This is a genomic window from Priestia sp. VA7 (assembly GCF_055710015.1).
On the sequence record NZ_JBVQPN010000001.1, the window covers coordinates 806808 to 822103 of the forward strand.

16 protein-coding genes are annotated in these 15296 nt (G+C 38.6%); 13 read left to right on the top strand and 3 right to left on the bottom strand.

Translation table 11 applies throughout. The annotated features are described in order from the left end of the window. Positions 1–99 precede the first annotated feature (99 nt). The 5 genes from tkt (at position 100) to AC0C45_RS04210 (ending at position 6648) form a co-directional block, all read left to right on the top strand. Entirely contained in the window at positions 100–2106 is a 2007-nt protein-coding gene (tkt, locus tag AC0C45_RS04190; RefSeq protein ID WP_013058774.1) for a transketolase, read from the top strand. A gap of 149 nt (positions 2107–2255) precedes the next feature. Continuing rightward, positions 2256–2696: a sporulation inhibitor of replication protein SirA gene (gene sirA / locus AC0C45_RS04195; RefSeq protein ID WP_013084721.1), complete on the top strand. Its 441-nt coding sequence runs from the start codon at positions 2256–2258 to the stop codon at positions 2694–2696. Positions 2697–2786: 90 nt separating this feature from the next. Then, entirely contained in the window at positions 2787–2999 is a 213-nt protein-coding gene (locus tag AC0C45_RS04200) for a YneF family protein (RefSeq protein WP_013058772.1), read from the top strand. A 90-nt stretch (positions 3000–3089) separates the two neighbouring features. Continuing rightward, the gene (locus AC0C45_RS04205) at positions 3090–4853 is read left to right on the top strand and encodes an ABC transporter transmembrane domain-containing protein (protein ID WP_472927914.1); all 1764 of its coding nucleotides are present in this window, start codon (positions 3090–3092) and stop codon (positions 4851–4853) included. Further along, positions 4843–6648, top strand: a complete 1806-nt coding sequence (locus AC0C45_RS04210; protein WP_034649304.1) for an ABC transporter ATP-binding protein — start codon at positions 4843–4845, stop codon at positions 6646–6648. The genes AC0C45_RS04205 and AC0C45_RS04210 overlap by 11 nt, the downstream gene beginning before the upstream one ends. Positions 6649–6670: 22 nt before the next feature. Here AC0C45_RS04210 and AC0C45_RS04215 read toward each other — a convergent pair whose 3' ends face one another. Continuing rightward, a complete protein-coding gene (locus AC0C45_RS04215; RefSeq protein ID WP_013084718.1) occupies positions 6671–6847 on the bottom strand; it encodes an aspartyl-phosphate phosphatase Spo0E family protein in 177 nt (58 codons plus the stop codon). Positions 6848–6977: 130 nt separating this feature from the next. Here AC0C45_RS04215 and AC0C45_RS04220 point away from each other — a divergent pair, with 130 nt between their 5' ends. From AC0C45_RS04220 to AC0C45_RS04230, 3 genes are all read left to right on the top strand, one after another. Further along, complete coding sequence (locus AC0C45_RS04220) at positions 6978–7685, top strand: cytochrome c biogenesis CcdA family protein (protein WP_034649306.1); 708 nt, start codon at positions 6978–6980, stop codon at positions 7683–7685. Positions 7686–7894: 209 nt separating this feature from the next. Next, entirely contained in the window at positions 7895–8452 is a 558-nt protein-coding gene (locus AC0C45_RS04225; RefSeq protein WP_034649310.1) for a DUF2179 domain-containing protein, read from the top strand. 104 nt (positions 8453–8556) lie between these two features. Next, on the top strand, positions 8557–9048 hold the full coding sequence (locus AC0C45_RS04230) for a CcdC family protein (protein WP_016765340.1): 492 nt from the start codon (positions 8557–8559) through the stop codon (positions 9046–9048). Positions 9049–9079: 31 nt separating this feature from the next. Here the strand turns inward: AC0C45_RS04230 and AC0C45_RS04235 are convergent, their stop codons facing one another. Continuing rightward, complete coding sequence (locus AC0C45_RS04235) at positions 9080–9505, bottom strand: DUF2621 domain-containing protein (protein ID WP_013058765.1); 426 nt, start codon at positions 9503–9505, stop codon at positions 9080–9082. A gap of 276 nt (positions 9506–9781) precedes the next feature. Between AC0C45_RS04235 and gabT the strand changes: the two genes are divergently transcribed. The 3 genes from gabT (at position 9782) to AC0C45_RS04250 (ending at position 14112) form a co-directional block, all read left to right on the top strand. Further along, complete coding sequence (gabT, locus tag AC0C45_RS04240; protein ID WP_014458523.1) at positions 9782–11137, top strand: 4-aminobutyrate--2-oxoglutarate transaminase; 1356 nt, start codon at positions 9782–9784, stop codon at positions 11135–11137. Between the two features lie 148 nt (positions 11138–11285). Beyond that, on the top strand, positions 11286–12656 hold the full coding sequence (locus AC0C45_RS04245; protein WP_034649314.1) for a sigma-54 interaction domain-containing protein: 1371 nt from the start codon (positions 11286–11288) through the stop codon (positions 12654–12656). Between the two features lie 31 nt (positions 12657–12687). Continuing rightward, a complete protein-coding gene (locus tag AC0C45_RS04250) occupies positions 12688–14112 on the top strand; it encodes an NAD-dependent succinate-semialdehyde dehydrogenase (protein ID WP_047930751.1) in 1425 nt (474 codons plus the stop codon). 36 nt (positions 14113–14148) lie between these two features. On the opposite strand, the gene AC0C45_RS04255 is transcribed toward AC0C45_RS04250, so the two are convergent. Beyond that, positions 14149–14391 carry a hypothetical protein gene (locus AC0C45_RS04255; protein ID WP_047930750.1) on the bottom strand — a complete coding sequence of 81 codons (243 nt, stop codon included), beginning with the start codon at positions 14389–14391 and terminating at the stop codon, positions 14149–14151. Positions 14392–14514: 123 nt separating this feature from the next. On the opposite strand from AC0C45_RS04255, the gene AC0C45_RS04260 reads away from it, so the two are divergent. Further along, positions 14515–14682, top strand: a complete 168-nt coding sequence (locus tag AC0C45_RS04260; RefSeq protein WP_162837668.1) for a hypothetical protein — start codon at positions 14515–14517, stop codon at positions 14680–14682. Between the two features lie 107 nt (positions 14683–14789). Continuing rightward, a complete protein-coding gene (locus AC0C45_RS04265; protein ID WP_228459494.1) occupies positions 14790–15284 on the top strand; it encodes a metal-dependent hydrolase in 495 nt (164 codons plus the stop codon). The last annotated feature ends 12 nt before the right edge of the window (positions 15285–15296 follow it).

Sequence of the window (15296 nt, forward strand, 5' to 3'; positions counted from 1 at the left end):
AACTGTAAAAGTGGAAAATTTTTTGGTTCAAGTATTGTACAAATAAGCAAATCATTAGTATGATAACATATGTACATAGTTTTGAAAGGAATGAAGAGTATGACACAACGTATTGAAGATCTTTCGATTGCAACAATTCGTACTTTATCAATCGATGCGATTGAAAAAGCAAATTCAGGTCACCCAGGTATGCCAATGGGAGCTGCTCCAATGGCATATACATTGTGGACAAAATTTATGAACATCAATCCAAAGAATCCAAACTGGTTCAACCGTGACCGCTTTGTATTATCAGCAGGACACGGATCGGCACTATTATACAGCTTGCTTCATTTAGCTGGATATGACTTATCAATTGAAGACCTTAAAAACTTCCGTCAATGGGGAAGTAAAACACCAGGTCATCCAGAGTTCGGTCATACAGCAGGTGTTGATGCAACAACTGGCCCACTAGGACAAGGTATTGCAATGGCTGTTGGTAAAGCAATGGCAGAACGTCATTTAGCTGAAACATACAACAAAGAAGGTTTAGAAATTGTAGACCACTTTACGTATGGTATTTGTGGTGACGGAGACTTAATGGAAGGTGTATCTGCTGAAGCAGCTTCATTAGCAGCACATTTAAAATTAGGACGTTTAGTTGTTTTATACGATTCAAATGATATTTCTTTAGACGGAGATTTAGATCGCTCGTTCTCTGAAAACGTAGAAGATCGTTTCAAAGCTTACGGATGGCAAGTAATCCGCGTTGAAGACGGCAATGACTTGACAGCGATTGCAAACGCAATTGAAGAAGCAAAAGGCGATTTAACACGCCCAACGCTAATTGAAGTAAAAACAACAATTGGATTTGGGTCTCCAAACCACGCGGGTACTTCTGGCGTGCACGGTTCTCCATTAGGTTCCGATGAAACAAAATTAACAAAAGAAGCTTATGCATGGACATTTGAAGAAGATTTCTATGTGCCAGAAGAAGTGTATGCTCACTTCAAAGCTACAATTGCTGAAGATGGCCAAAAGAAAGAAAACGAATGGAACGATGTATTTGCACAGTATAAAGAAAAATACCCTGAACTAGGTCGTCAATTTGAACTAGCAGTAGAAGGAAAGTTACCGGAAGGCTGGGAAGAAACGCTTCCAGCATACGAAACGGGTTCAAGCCTAGCTAGCCGTGCTTCTTCTGGAGAAGTATTAAACGCAGTAGCACAAGCTGTACCTCAATTCTTCGGCGGTTCAGCTGACTTAGCTGGCTCAAATAAAACAATGATTAAAGGTTCAGAAGACTTCACTGCAGCTGATTACAGCGGACGTAATATCTGGTTTGGTGTACGTGAATTTGCAATGGGAGCTGCATTAAACGGTATGGCTCTACACGGCGGTGTAAAAGTATTCGGAGGAACATTCTTTGTATTCTCTGATTATCTTCGCCCAGCAATTCGCTTAGCAGCTTTAATGAAGCTTCCTGTAACATATGTATTCACACATGACAGTATCGCAGTTGGAGAAGACGGCCCAACACATGAGCCAATTGAACAATTACCATCACTTCGTGCAATGCCAGGTCTTTCAGTGGTTCGTCCTGCAGATGCAAATGAAACAGCTGCTGCATGGCGCCTAGCATTAGAATCAACTGACCGCCCAACGGCGCTTGTATTGACTCGTCAAAACTTGCCAACGCTTGAAGGTACAAAAGAAAATGCATACGAAGGCGTGTCTAAAGGTGCATACGTTGTATCTAAAGCTGGTAAAGACCAAGCGGATGCATTAATACTTGCAACAGGCTCTGAAGTAAGCCTAGCAGTAGAAGCACAAAAAGCATTAGCTGCAGAAGGCATTGACGTATCTGTAGTAAGTATGCCTGCATGGGACCGTTTCGAAGAGCAATCTGCTGAGTACAAAGAAAGTGTTATCCCTAAATCAGTGAAAAAACGTTTAGGTATTGAAATGGCTTCTACACTTGGCTGGGAACGCTATGTTGGAGACGAAGGACAAGTTCTTGGTATTAATCACTTCGGTGCATCTGCTCCTGGTGAAACAATCATGAAAGAATTTGGTTTTACAGTTGAAAATGTAGTAGCAAAAGTGAAAAGCTTGCTTAATGCATAATTCTTTTTCATAAGAAAGAGCGGACTCCTGTGGTCTGCTCTTTTTTTTCGACAAAAAAACAAAGGAATTTTTTCATCGATAGACAAGCATTGCGTACACCATTCGGTATAATGGTACAAAAAAGAACGAGCCGAAAGGGAGGATGAATCGTGAGAACGTATGAAGTATATCTAATGGAGGAAGAAGTTGCATCATCCTATTTTCGAAGAGAAAAGCTCATTTATCAGCTGCTGATTGAATATAGAATGAAACGTCACTTGCAGGAAACGCACTTACAAAAACAAGTTCATTACATTACTCGCCAACTGCCCATTTCATTTATTCAACGAGAATTGCTTCAGGCGTTTTCTCATTATCCTCATTTTTTTACTCATCAAGAGACGTTTGTGCTGGAATATCCTCATAAAAAAAGTCGAGCATCTATAAAATTAACGAATCGCTGTATAACAATTGAAGGAGATGGCAATGTTGATGCTGAGACAGCTTTTTTTGAAGTATTACGCAAGCTAGATCCTTGTTTTTTAGCAGTGAATTATGGAACGGATGAATACGGCTGGCTGAGGCCTGTGAAAACAAGAAAATTTGTGTAATTATTTAAGGAAATTGGAACGGAAATATTGTATAATAGCGTATGGTCTAGTACACTGTAAGTTAGACAACACGAAGGAGGAAGTAATACCATGGGAATGTATATTCTAGTTGGTGTTCTAGCATTAATTGTTGGGATAGCGCTAGGATTTTTCATTGCTCGTAAGTATATGATGAGCTATCTGAAGAAAAATCCACCAATTAATGAACAAATGTTAAAAATGATGATGATGCAAATGGGCATGAAACCATCGCAGAAAAAAATTAACCAAATGATGAAAGCAATGAACGGCCAAATTAAATAATGGTTAATTGGACAGACACTCTCTATTCAGAAGGGTGTCTTTTGTTTTATGATAGAGATAAGAAAATAGTTGTGGGGCTAGGGGGATACGATGAAAATTTTTCGAGAGTTATGGTGGTTTTTCAAACAGGAAAAAAAGTCTTACATAACGGGGATAGCGCTGCTCATTATTGTGGCAGCATTAGAACTTCTCCCGCCTAAAATTATTGGTTTAACGGTAGATGGCATTAAAGAAGGGGCGCTGAATGGAAAGCGCTTAATGCAGATGGTTGGCATTTTGCTAGGAGCTGCTGTTGTGGCCTATTTCACAAGATACATATGGCGTATTATGATATTTGGTTCATCTGTTAAACTAGCCAAGCAGCTGAGAAATACCCTCTACACTCATTTTACCAAGATGAATCAGGCCTTTTATCAACGGCGGCGAATTGGGGATCTGATGGCCCATGCAACAAACGATATTCAAGCTATTCAACAAACTGCAGGTTCGGGCGTTTTGACACTCGTGGATTCCATTGTCACAGGAGGGCTTGTTCTATGCACAATGGCCCTCACAATCAGCTGGAAATTAACGCTTATTTGCCTTATTCCTATGCCGCTTATGGCCGTTTTAACAAGTTACTATGGTACATTGCTTCATGCGCGGTTTCATCACGCACAAGCAGCATTTTCTACTTTAAATGATAAGGTTCAAGAAAGCATTAGCGGAATTAAAGTCATTAAGACGTTTGGGGAAGAAGCAGCTGATGTCGAAGAATTTCGCATTAAGTCTGCAGATGTTGTGCAAAAGAACATGAAAGTAGCCCGAGTAGAGGCATTGTTTGATCCGACCATTTCGATTATTGTAGCACTTTCTTTTTTACTTGCTCTTATTTTTGGCAGCAAGATGGTTATTAGTGAAGAGTTAACACTGGGTCAGCTTGTTACCTTTACAACTTATTTGGGCCTTCTTATTTGGCCGATGCTCGCGTTTGGCTGGCTATTTAACATTGTAGAACGAGGAAGAGCATCATATGATAGGGTATTTTCTTTATTAAAAGAAGAAAATCCGATTGAAGAAGCAGCGCATCCTAGCGTTGAAATGCCAACAGGAAATATTGAAGCTGTTATTCATAGGTTTTCGTATGGTAAAGAAGACGCATATACGTTAAACGAAATTTATTTTACACTTTCTCGCGGTCAAACGTTAGGGATTGTCGGAAAGACGGGTGCTGGGAAAACCACGATTTTAAAGCTGCTGCTTCGTGAATTTGATGTAAGAGACGGAGCTGTTTTATGGGGAGGAAAAGACATTAAAGACTATGCTTTTGATTCATTGTACAAAAGCATTGGATATGTTCCTCAAGATCACTTTTTGTTTTCAACAACAGTTGCTGATAATATCGCTTTTGGAAAAAGAGAAGCAAGCAATCAAGAGATTAAAGAAGCGGCTAAGGTTGCCAATGTACATAGAGACATTCTCGATTTTACAGATGGCTATCAAACAATAGTAGGCGAAAAAGGCGTTTCATTATCGGGTGGACAAAAACAGCGTATCTCGATTGCAAGAGCTCTTCTATTAGATCCTGAGCTTTTAATTTTAGACGACTCGCTATCAGCGGTAGATGGAAAAACGGAAGCGGGTATTTTACAAGCGCTGAAGCAGAAACGTCAAAATCGAACAACGATTATTACAGCGCATCGGCTGAGCTCGGTTACTCATGCAGACCTGATTCTTGTATTTGATAAAGGGAAAATTATTCAGCGAGGAACTCATGAGGAACTGCTTAGCGTGAGCGGCTGGTACCAGGATATGTACGATAGACAGCAGCTTGAACGTGCGGTAGAAGAAGGAGAGACGAAAAATGAAAATTGAGCATTCTTCGGTACATAAACGTCTGTTTCGCTATACAATTCCGCATAAAAAATCATTTTTTTTAGCGTTCACACTATTATTAATTGCTACGGCTGCGGATTTATTAGGGCCCATTTTGATTAAAATTTTCATTGACGATTATTTAACTCCTAAGTATTTGCCTCTTCAGCCTCTTGTGTGGCTGGCTAGCAGTTATTTGCTTTTACAGCTTTTAAAAATTGTCGTTCAATACTTTCAGCTTCTGCAGTTCCAAAAAATTGCGCTTCAAATTATTCAGCAGATTCGAATTGACGTTTTTTCTCATGTTCATCGCTTGGCTCTTCGCTTTTTTGACAACACGCCCACGGGAAGCCTGGTATCTCGAATTACAAATGACACGGAAGCCATGAAAGAAATGTTTGTGGAAGTCATCGCGGTTTTTATTCAAAATGGGGTATTTTTGGTCGGTATTTTTATAGCCATGTTTATGCTAGATATGAAGCTGGCTTTTTATTGTTTAGTTCTTCTCCCGTTCATTTGGGGACTTATGAAGCTTTATCAGCATTACAGCGCTATTTACTACGGACAGCTTCGAGAGAAACTAAGCCAGTTAAATGCCAAGCTTCATGAGTCTTTGCAAGGCATGTCTATTATTCAGCTATTTCGTCAAGAAAAGCGGCTGCGCTCGGAATTTGAAGAAATCAATGATGAACATTACAAAGCGGGGATGCGCAATATTAAGTTAGATGGTTTGCTGCTAAGGCCGGCAGTCGAAATTCTTTACATTTTAGCCGTTATTCTTGTGCTCAGTTATTTTGGTATTTCCGTAGCTGACAGTCCTGTTAAAATTGGTGTTCTTTACGCGTTTATCAACTACTTGGATCGTTTTTTTGAGCCAGTTAATGAAATGATGCAGCGTCTCTCTATGTATCAGCAAGCGATGGTATCAGCCTCTCGGGTATTTGACTTGATGGATGAAAAAGAAAAAAATCCAGTCATGACAGGAGAACAAAAGCAGGGGGTACAAAAAGGAACGGTAGAATTCAGAAACGTAACGTTTTCCTATGATGGTGTTCGAGATGTACTTTCTGATATATCGTTTACGGTAAACGAAGGAGAAACAGTGGCTTTAGTAGGCCATACGGGAAGCGGGAAAAGCTCCATCATTAATTTATTAATGCGTTTTTATGAGCAGCAAAAAGGAGACATTTTGATCGATAATAAACCGCTATCGTCTTTTTCAAATAAACAGCTTCGAGATGAGGTAGGGCTAGTGCTTCAAGATGCCTTTTTATTTGCAGATACCGTGAAACGAAATATTACGCTGCACGAAGACCATTTTTCTGATGAACAAGTAAAAGCAGCGGCGGAATTTGTGCAAGCTCATGCATTTATCGAAGCTCTTCCAAATAAGTATAATGAAGTGCTAGTCGAAAGAGGTTCCACTTTATCAAGCGGCCAGCGTCAGCTCTTAGCATTTGCAAGAACGGTCATCCGGAATCCTAAAATCCTTATTCTTGATGAAGCAACAGCACACATTGATACACAAACAGAAGAAGCGATTCAAGAAGTGTTAAGAGATATGGGAAAAGGCCGTACAACAATTGCGATTGCCCATCGTTTATCCACTATTCAACACGCCGACTGTATTTTAGTACTGCATAAAGGAAAAATCGTCGAAAAAGGCACACATACTGAACTGCTAAACAAAGGCGGTTTGTACTATAATATGTATCAGCTTCAGCACAGTGAAAAAGAAGAGAATTTCAGCAAAGAAACAGGAGTAAAAGAGATTTATACAGAATTGATAGAGTGAAGGTAAAAAAAAGAAACAACCTTCATGAAGAGGTTGTTTCTGTTGTTTGAGCAGGGAATTCATTGTAAACGTTTAATAAATGATCTAATTCTTGACTATGTTTAATAGCAGGTGGAGAGTTTAATCCACTTACTCGGACTATGCGGATGAGTTCTTCTCGTTTCTTTTCAATCGCTAATAGAATATCTTTTTTGGCCAATGCTATGTATCCCTTCTAACAAGTCGTTTACCTAATTATACAAGATAATGGTACTATTTGAAAGAAGTGAGATAAGACAATTTGGTTACAAAATGGTAACGAAAAAGAACAAAAAAGGGAAGTGGGAAATGTGGGAGATTTAAATTTGTTTTTGGCATTTGGCGCGGGGTTTTTATCGTTTATTTCACCCTGCTGTTTGCCTTTGTACCCAGCTTTTTTATCGTACATAACGGGAGTGTCAGTTAGCGAGCTAAAGGAAGGCGCTAAGTCACATCAGCGCAAAGCTTTTATTCACACAGCATTTTTTCTATTGGGGTTTTCTGTTATTTTCATTATGATTGGCTTTGCTACTTCTTTTATTGGTCAGTGGTTTTTTAACTATAAGGATTTAATTCGGCAGATTGGCGCTATTCTTATTATTTTCTTTGGTCTAGTTGTACTAGGAATTTTTAAGCCTCGAATTCTTATGCAGGAACACAAGCTTAAATTCGCAAATAAGCCGGCTGGACTCTTAGGTTCTTCTTTTATTGGTATGGCTTTTGCTGCCGGTTGGACTCCGTGTACGGGCCCTATTTTAGTATCAGTTATGGCCCTTGCAGCGACAAACCCAGGCTCCGGTCTTTTGTATATGATAGCTTATTCACTTGGGTTTTCTATTCCATTTTTTATTATGACGTTTTTTATCGGGAAAATGAACTGGTTAAAAAAACATATGAATTCTATGATGAAAGTTGGCGGATATGCAATGATTGGTATGGGATTTATTTTGTATTTTGACTGGATGACAAAAATTATTATTTATACAACGAGCGTATTTGGAGGGTTTACGGGCTTTTAAAAAGGGAAGATGATAAAAAAAAGAATCTGATAATTGGCAGATTCTTTTTATTTTTCAAAAGATAAAATAGTTACTTTTGCTCTTAGGAAATATACAAGAATATGATGTAAAAAATATATAGAAAAAAATTTTTTTACTATATCTTCTATAAATACGGAGTGATACAATGAAATCGTCATATTTTTAATTGTTAAAAAGAGGTGTATAAATTGAAAGATATTTTGTTAATCTTGCTTTTGCAACTGATCTATGTACCGATCTTGACGCTGCGCACAATTTTTTTAGTCAAAGGTATGAGTATGTATGCCTCGGTTTTTGGATTTGTTGAAGCGTTAATTTATGTATTCGGCTTATCTCTTGTATTTTCAGGAGATCAAAGCACGCTTGCTATGGTTGTATATGCAGTTGGGTTTGGAGTGGGAATTATTCTTGGAAGTTATATCGAATCTAGACTTGCTATCGGATATACAACATTCTTAGTTAACCTTATGACCAAAAATGAAGAGTTAATTAACCGCCTTCGACAGGAAGGTTTTGGTGTTACTGTTTACCAAGGAGAAGGAAGAGACAGTGCACGCTATAGATTGGACATTTTAACAAAAAGAAGTAGAGAAGAAGAGCTATTAGCATTCATTGAAGAATATGAGCCTCGTGCTTTCATTATTTCGTACGAGCCGCGTAAATTTAAAGGCGGGTTCTTACTAAAATCAATGAAAAAGCAAAAACAAAAGCAAAAAGCAAAAGCGGATCTTACCTCTACTAAATAAAAACAGGAGAGACACTCTTTTGTTTTTTTGTTGCACTTTTACTTCTGCTGTTTTTTGGATTATAATATAAGCAAACACTAAACTATAGTAAAGGAAGGATTTCATTGGTTATTGCTTCAACACTTGTCGCAATTTTTATGGCTTCTTTCATATTAGTTATTCGAATGAAAGCTGCTGATAAACCAACGAATGCAAAAAAAATTATACTTCCGCCTTTTTTTATGAGTACGGGAGCATTAATGTTTATCTTTCCAATGTTTCGAGTAACGGGTGCAGAACTGCTTGAGGCGTTAATAGCAGGCATGATTTTCTCAATCCTGTTAATTAAAACGTCTAAATTTGAAATTCGTGACGATCATATTTACTTGAAGCGTTCAAAAGCTTTTGCATTCATTATTATTGGTTTGCTTATTATTCGGATTGCAATGAAAATATATTTAAGTTCTTCAATTGATGTTGGCCAGCTTGGCGGTATGTTCTGGATTTTAGCATTTGGTATGATTGTACCGTGGCGCATTGCTATGTACACATCGTACAAAAAGCTCGAACGAAAGCTGCATAATGATCGTCTTGGGAATACAACGATATTAAACTAAAAAAGGTGGCTGCGCAGCCACCTTTTTTAGTTTAAAATAAATGCTGATAAGGGACGGCATCTATTTTTTGCTTTTTTAATGTTTTTAATAAAAATTTATGATCACGTTTAGGCGTAGCTAAAATGTATCCACGTACGATTAAGTCTTCCGTTATAGAGGCTGCTTGTTCCTCAATTGCGAGTTCCCCAATTTTTCCCGCGATTTTTTGTTTGGCTACATCGCGAAATAGTTCAGGTACTGGTTCAACAAGAACGTTTAATAGCTGCTTTTGATCCGCTGACCAAAGGTGGACGGTTTTGGAAAGATAGTGATCTTGCCAATCAAGCTCAGACATGCCGTCTTCTTTTGGTAAGCGCTTTAAAAATTTCCTGAACATAAAAAATCCGCCGATAGCAAACATGCTCATTAAAAAGACCACCCAAAATAAAATAACCCATAAAAACCAGCCCTCTAGCATATTTTTCACTCCTTTATAAAGAGGTCAATCCTAACATTACTATATTTATACATTTATTATAAAAGCCTTGTTCCTTTTATGGCAATATAAAATTCCTGTACTTTATGCGAGAGGAAAGTCTTTATTGACTCATCAATAAGTTTATATAGACTTATCGATGAGTAAAATATCGTTAGAATTATCTAAAAATGCTTATTTTTCAGCTTTTTAAAAGTTGGCACGTTTTTTGCATATAAACTAATTGAAGAATTATTTAATATGAGAGGAAGATAAAAAATGAGTCAAACTTTTAGCAAAGTAGCAACAAATTTACCGGGAGAAAATGCAAAGCAATTATTAGATAGAAGACACCGTGCCATTCCGAAAGGTGTAAGTTATGGCATTCCGACATTTGCTGATACGGCTGAAGGGGCGATCGTTAAAGATGTCGATGGCAATACGTTTATTGATTTCGTAGGCGCAATTGGCACAATCAATGTAGGGCACAGTCATCCAAAAGTAAAAGAAGCGCTTCACAAACAAGTAGACCGTTTTATTCACACGGGATTTAACGTAATGATGTATGAGTCATACGTAGAGCTTGCAGAAAGATTAGCAGCAATTGCACCGGGTGAATTTGATAAGAAAGTATTACTTTTAAATAGCGGAGCAGAAGCTGTAGAAAACGCAGTGAAAATTGCTCGTAAATATACAAAGCGCCAAGGAATTATTTCCTTTAACCGCGGTTTCCATGGCCGTACATTAATGACAATGACAATGACAAGTAAAGTAAAACCATATAAATATGAATTTGGACCGTTTGCTCCTGAAGTATACAAAGCTCCATATCCTTATGAGTATCGCCGTCCACAAGGGTTATCAGTTGAAGCATACGAAGATTTCATGATTACAGAATTCAAAAACTTCTTAAATACAGAAGTAGCACCGGAAACGATTGCAGCTGTTGTAATGGAGCCGATTCAAGGCGAAGGTGGTTTCATTGTTCCAGGTAAACGCTTTGTGCAAGAAGTGTATCAATTATGTAAAGAGCACGGAATTTTATTTGTATCAGATGAAATTCAAGCAGGATTTGCACGTACAGGCCGCTACTTCGGTATTGAACATTTTGACGTTGAGCCTGATTTAATTACGGTATCAAAATCATTAGGAGCTGGCGTACCAATCAGCGGTGTCATTGGCCGTGCTGAAATCATGGATGAATCTAATCCTGGTGAGCTTGGCGGAACGTATTGCGGAAGTCCTCTTGGATGTGAAGCAGCTTTAGCTGTACTTGATATCATTGAAGAAGAAAAGCTAAACGAACGCGGTGAGTACCTTGGAAAAGTGGTAACATCACGATTTGAAAAACTAGCAGAAAAATATGACTGTATCGGTGATATCCGCGGATTAGGAGCGATGTCTGCGATTGAGCTTGTGAAAGACCGTGAAACAAAAGAAGCAGACAAAGAGCTCACACAGCGTATCGTAAAAGAAGCAAACAAACGTGGATTATTACTGCTTAGCGCAGGAGTATTTGGAAACGTTCTTCGTATCTTAATGCCGATTGTTATTACAGATGAGCAGCTGGAAGAAGGCTTAGCTATTTTTGAAGCAGCACTAGAAGCAAGCGTACAGCAAACGGTTGAAGTGTAAGTGAAATTGAGACATGAGTGAAGAGAGAACTCTTCACTCATTCTTCATGAATCGCAAAGAATAGGTATGTTTGGACACTCTATTTATAGATTTTTCATTTTCTGATAAAATAAAATAATAATTATTTTTTGACGAAAAGGTGATTCAAATGACCATTCATAAAAAGCATATTCAGCAAATTAACGACGAACTTTACGATATATTTGAGTCATCATTTGATGAAATCTTTGTAACTGATGCAAATGGATATGTGTTAGTTGTAAATTCAGAGTGTGAAAAAAACTATGCTTTGAAAGTGGAAGATTTTATTGGAAAGCACGTAAAAGAACTGCAGGAAATGGGAATTTTTTATCCTTCGGCCACGCTAAAAGTGATTGAATCTAATCAAGCAATTGAATTGGTTCAAAAAACAAACTCCGGCCGGTATCTTCATGTGCGGACAAGGCCGGTATTTACAAACGACGGGCATTTAAAAAGCGTTATTAGCTATTCTCGGGATCTCACAGACTTAATGGAATTAAAACGAAAAGTAGAAGAGATGGAAGAACAGCTTGAAAACTATAAAAAAGAGTTAAACGAAGCCGTGGATTTAGAAGGCATCGTGACAAAAAGTGAAGCGATGAAAAAAGTTTTTTCAACCATTCAACGAGTTGCTTCTGTAAATACAACCGTTCTTTTACTTGGAGAAACAGGGGTAGGAAAAAGCAGAGTGGCAAAACTGCTTCACCAGCTTAGTACAAGAAAACAGCAGCCGTATCATGAGCTTAATTGTGCAGCGCTTCCTGAACAGCTTATTGAATCAGAGCTATTTGGCTATGAAGGGGGTACGTTCACTGGAGCATTTCGAGAAGGGAAAAAAGGGATCATTGAGCTTTCGAACGAAGGCACGCTTTTTCTAGATGAGATTGGTGAACTTTCTCTTTCAGCACAAAGTAAGTTGCTCCATGTGCTGCAAGACCGTACAATTCGTCCCGTGGGTTCAACAAGAGCAGTATCAATAGACGTACGAATTATTGCTGCTACGAATCAAAATCTGGAACAAATGGTCGAAGAAGGAAAGTTTAGACGTGATTTGTACTATCGACTTAACGTGGTGCCAATTACGATTCCACCTTTACGAGAGCGAAAAGAAGATATTCTGCCTCTTGTCTATCAGTTTCTTCATCATTTTAATACGGTATATGAACGTAATGTACGCTTATCACCAAAGGCATTAGATGCATTTTTAGGACAGGAATGGAAAGGAAACGTTCGCGAAGTGGAAAATATCATTGAGCGCCTGGTTGTTACAGGAGAAGAAATGATTACGCTTAAAGACTTGCCATTTGCAAAAGAGTTTGCTATCGACCCACCTGTGCATACGCTTCCTGAAATGATTGAACATGTGGAAAAAGAAATGGTCATCAAGGCGTTTGAACAGCATAGGTCGTCTTACAAAGTAGCAGAACAGCTTGGTATTAGCCAATCGCAAGCCAGTCGTAAAATTCGAAAGTACGTTTCGGACAGCACAGAATATTGAGTAGATAAATTTAAGCAGGGAGTGAAGAAATATGAAGCAAGCAAACTTATATATTAACGGAGAATTTGTTTCAGCAAATGATACATATGAAGTGGTAAATCCAGCAACAAATGAAGTAGTGGCTACTGTTGCAAAAGGTGGAGAAAAAGAAGCGAAGCTAGCAGCAGATGCTGCCTATGAAGCGTTTCAAACATGGTCTAAAAAAACAGCAGAAGAGCGCGGTAAATTATTATTTAAATGGCATCAGCTGATCGAAGAACACACGGATGAACTTGCTGAAATAATGACAGTTGAGCAAGGTAAGCCTCTTAAAGAAGCAAAAGGTGAAATTGGCTATGCCAACGGATTTGTTTCATGGTACGCAGAAGAAGGCAAACGCATTTACGGAGAAACAATTCCAGCTTCTTCTCCTAATAAACGATTATTTGCTCATAAGCAGCCTGTGGGAGTCATGGCAGCTATTACACCTTGGAACTTCCCGGCAGCTATGATTACGCGTAAAGTAGCCCCAGCTTTAGCAGCTGGATGTACAGCGGTTATTAAACCCGCAGAACAAACGCCACTAACGGCTCTTCGACTAGCAGAGCTTGCACAAGAAGCGGGTATTCCAAAAGGCGTAATTAATGTAGTTACGGGAGATGCAAAAGCGATTGGAGAAGCGTGGCTTCAAGATGGACGCGTACGTAAACTATCGTTTACGGGCTCTACAGAAGTAGGTAAACTGTTAATGCGCGGAGCAGCTGATACGGTTAAAAAAGTGTCTTTAGAGTTAGGCGGACACGCTCCGTTTATCGTAACAGCAAATGCTGATTTAGACAAAGCAGTAACAAATGCAATTGCTTCTAAATTCCGTAACGCTGGTCAAACATGCGTATGTACAAACCGCATCTACGTGCACGAGTCTATTGCTAAACCGTTCGCAGAGCAGTTTGCAGCGGCTGTTAGTCAGCTGAAAGTCGGAAACGGTTTAGAAGAAGGTACGGATATCGGACCTTTAATCGATGAAAAAGCGTTAGAAAAAGTAAAGCGCCACTTAGATGATGTTGTAGCAAAGGGTGGAAATGTCTTAACTGGAGGGGCTGTACGCGAAGAGGGAAGCGGGCTTTTTGTTGAGCCTACGGTTGTAGATGGTGCAACAGACGACATGCTTTGTATGTACGAAGAAACATTCGGACCAATTGCTCCAATTGCGACGTATCAAACAGAAGAAGAAGTTATTCGCCGTGCAAATAACTCTCCTTACGGATTAGCAGCCTATGTGTTCACTGAAAATATTTCAGAAGCTATTCGTATTGCTGAAGCTTTAGAATATGGTATTGTAGGGTTAAATGATGGCCTACCTTCTACACCACAAGCGCCGTTTGGCGGCTTTAAAGAAAGTGGACTTGGACGTGAAGGCGGACATTACGGAATTGAAGAATATTTGGAAGTAAAATATATTTCTTTAGGCTTTTAATAAAAAGTGATTTCGCTTTCCTGCGAAATCACTTTTTTAGTAATAGTACACGTTGGGAATTTGTGCATGGATTGATTGAAAATTCATGAATAAAAAACAAAATTCTTCTAGAGTACAGCATTCAAGGTCTTCGCAATCGTGAGAATTAAAAAAATCTTCTAGTATAGTTGGCTCGGCGTCTTTAAATAACCAGTGGTGTTCAACATCTTCAAATTTGCCTCGATAAACCTCGCTCAGTCCATAAAAGTCAAATATATCTTCCAACTGCTTTTGGTGCATAGCCATCCCTCCTCTTTTTAGTATAAGAAAAAGAAAGAGATATTAAACAAGCCGTCATACTACTTTGTTTTTTTTATAAAATCTCGTATAGTTAATAGTAATGACAAGCAAAGGAGTTTCGGCATGTTTACATATATCACGTTATTTGGTTTTCTTGGATTCGCCGTGTATTCGAGTACGTGGATTTATTCCATTGTCAAAAAAGATGGAAAAGCAAAGAAAAATGGAAAGGGTACTCTTATTAGTTTTCTTGTGATGCTTATCGGGTTAGTCGGTCTGCAGTTTACGTAACTATAGATTATTTTGACATTTTTACCACCTTCACTTATAGTTAACGTTGGGCGAACATATGTATGATTTTGGTCACGGTGCTTGCCTTAAGTTGAAAAAGAAAGAAGGTGGCATATTTGAGATATCACACACATATTGCAACATCGATTGCTGCCGGTGCCGGTGTGGCTATAACAGGAGACGCTTCGTTTACATTTCCTTATGTTGTAGGCATTGCGATTGGAGCGCTGCTTCCTGATATTGATGAACCAAATTCATATATTGGTAGAAGATCTCTTGGTCTCGCAAAAGTCATTAAATCTATTTTTGGACACCGAGGTATTACGCATTCTATTCTTGCAAGTGGACTTATTTTTTATTTACATACGATGTATAACAACGATTTTACATTAGGGATAGCCTATGGATACGCTTTTCATATTCTTGGAGATTTCTTTTCTAAACGAGGGGTACCTTTTTTCTCTCCTCTTAGCAAGAAGAAGTTTAAGCCTCCTTTAACATATGAAACAGGTGGTGGAGCAGAGACTCTCATCTTTTACCTGGCAGTGATAGGAAGTTTTTATATGCTTTATAAGTATCAGCTGTACACCCAGCTGTTTTAAAGAAAGAAGCCA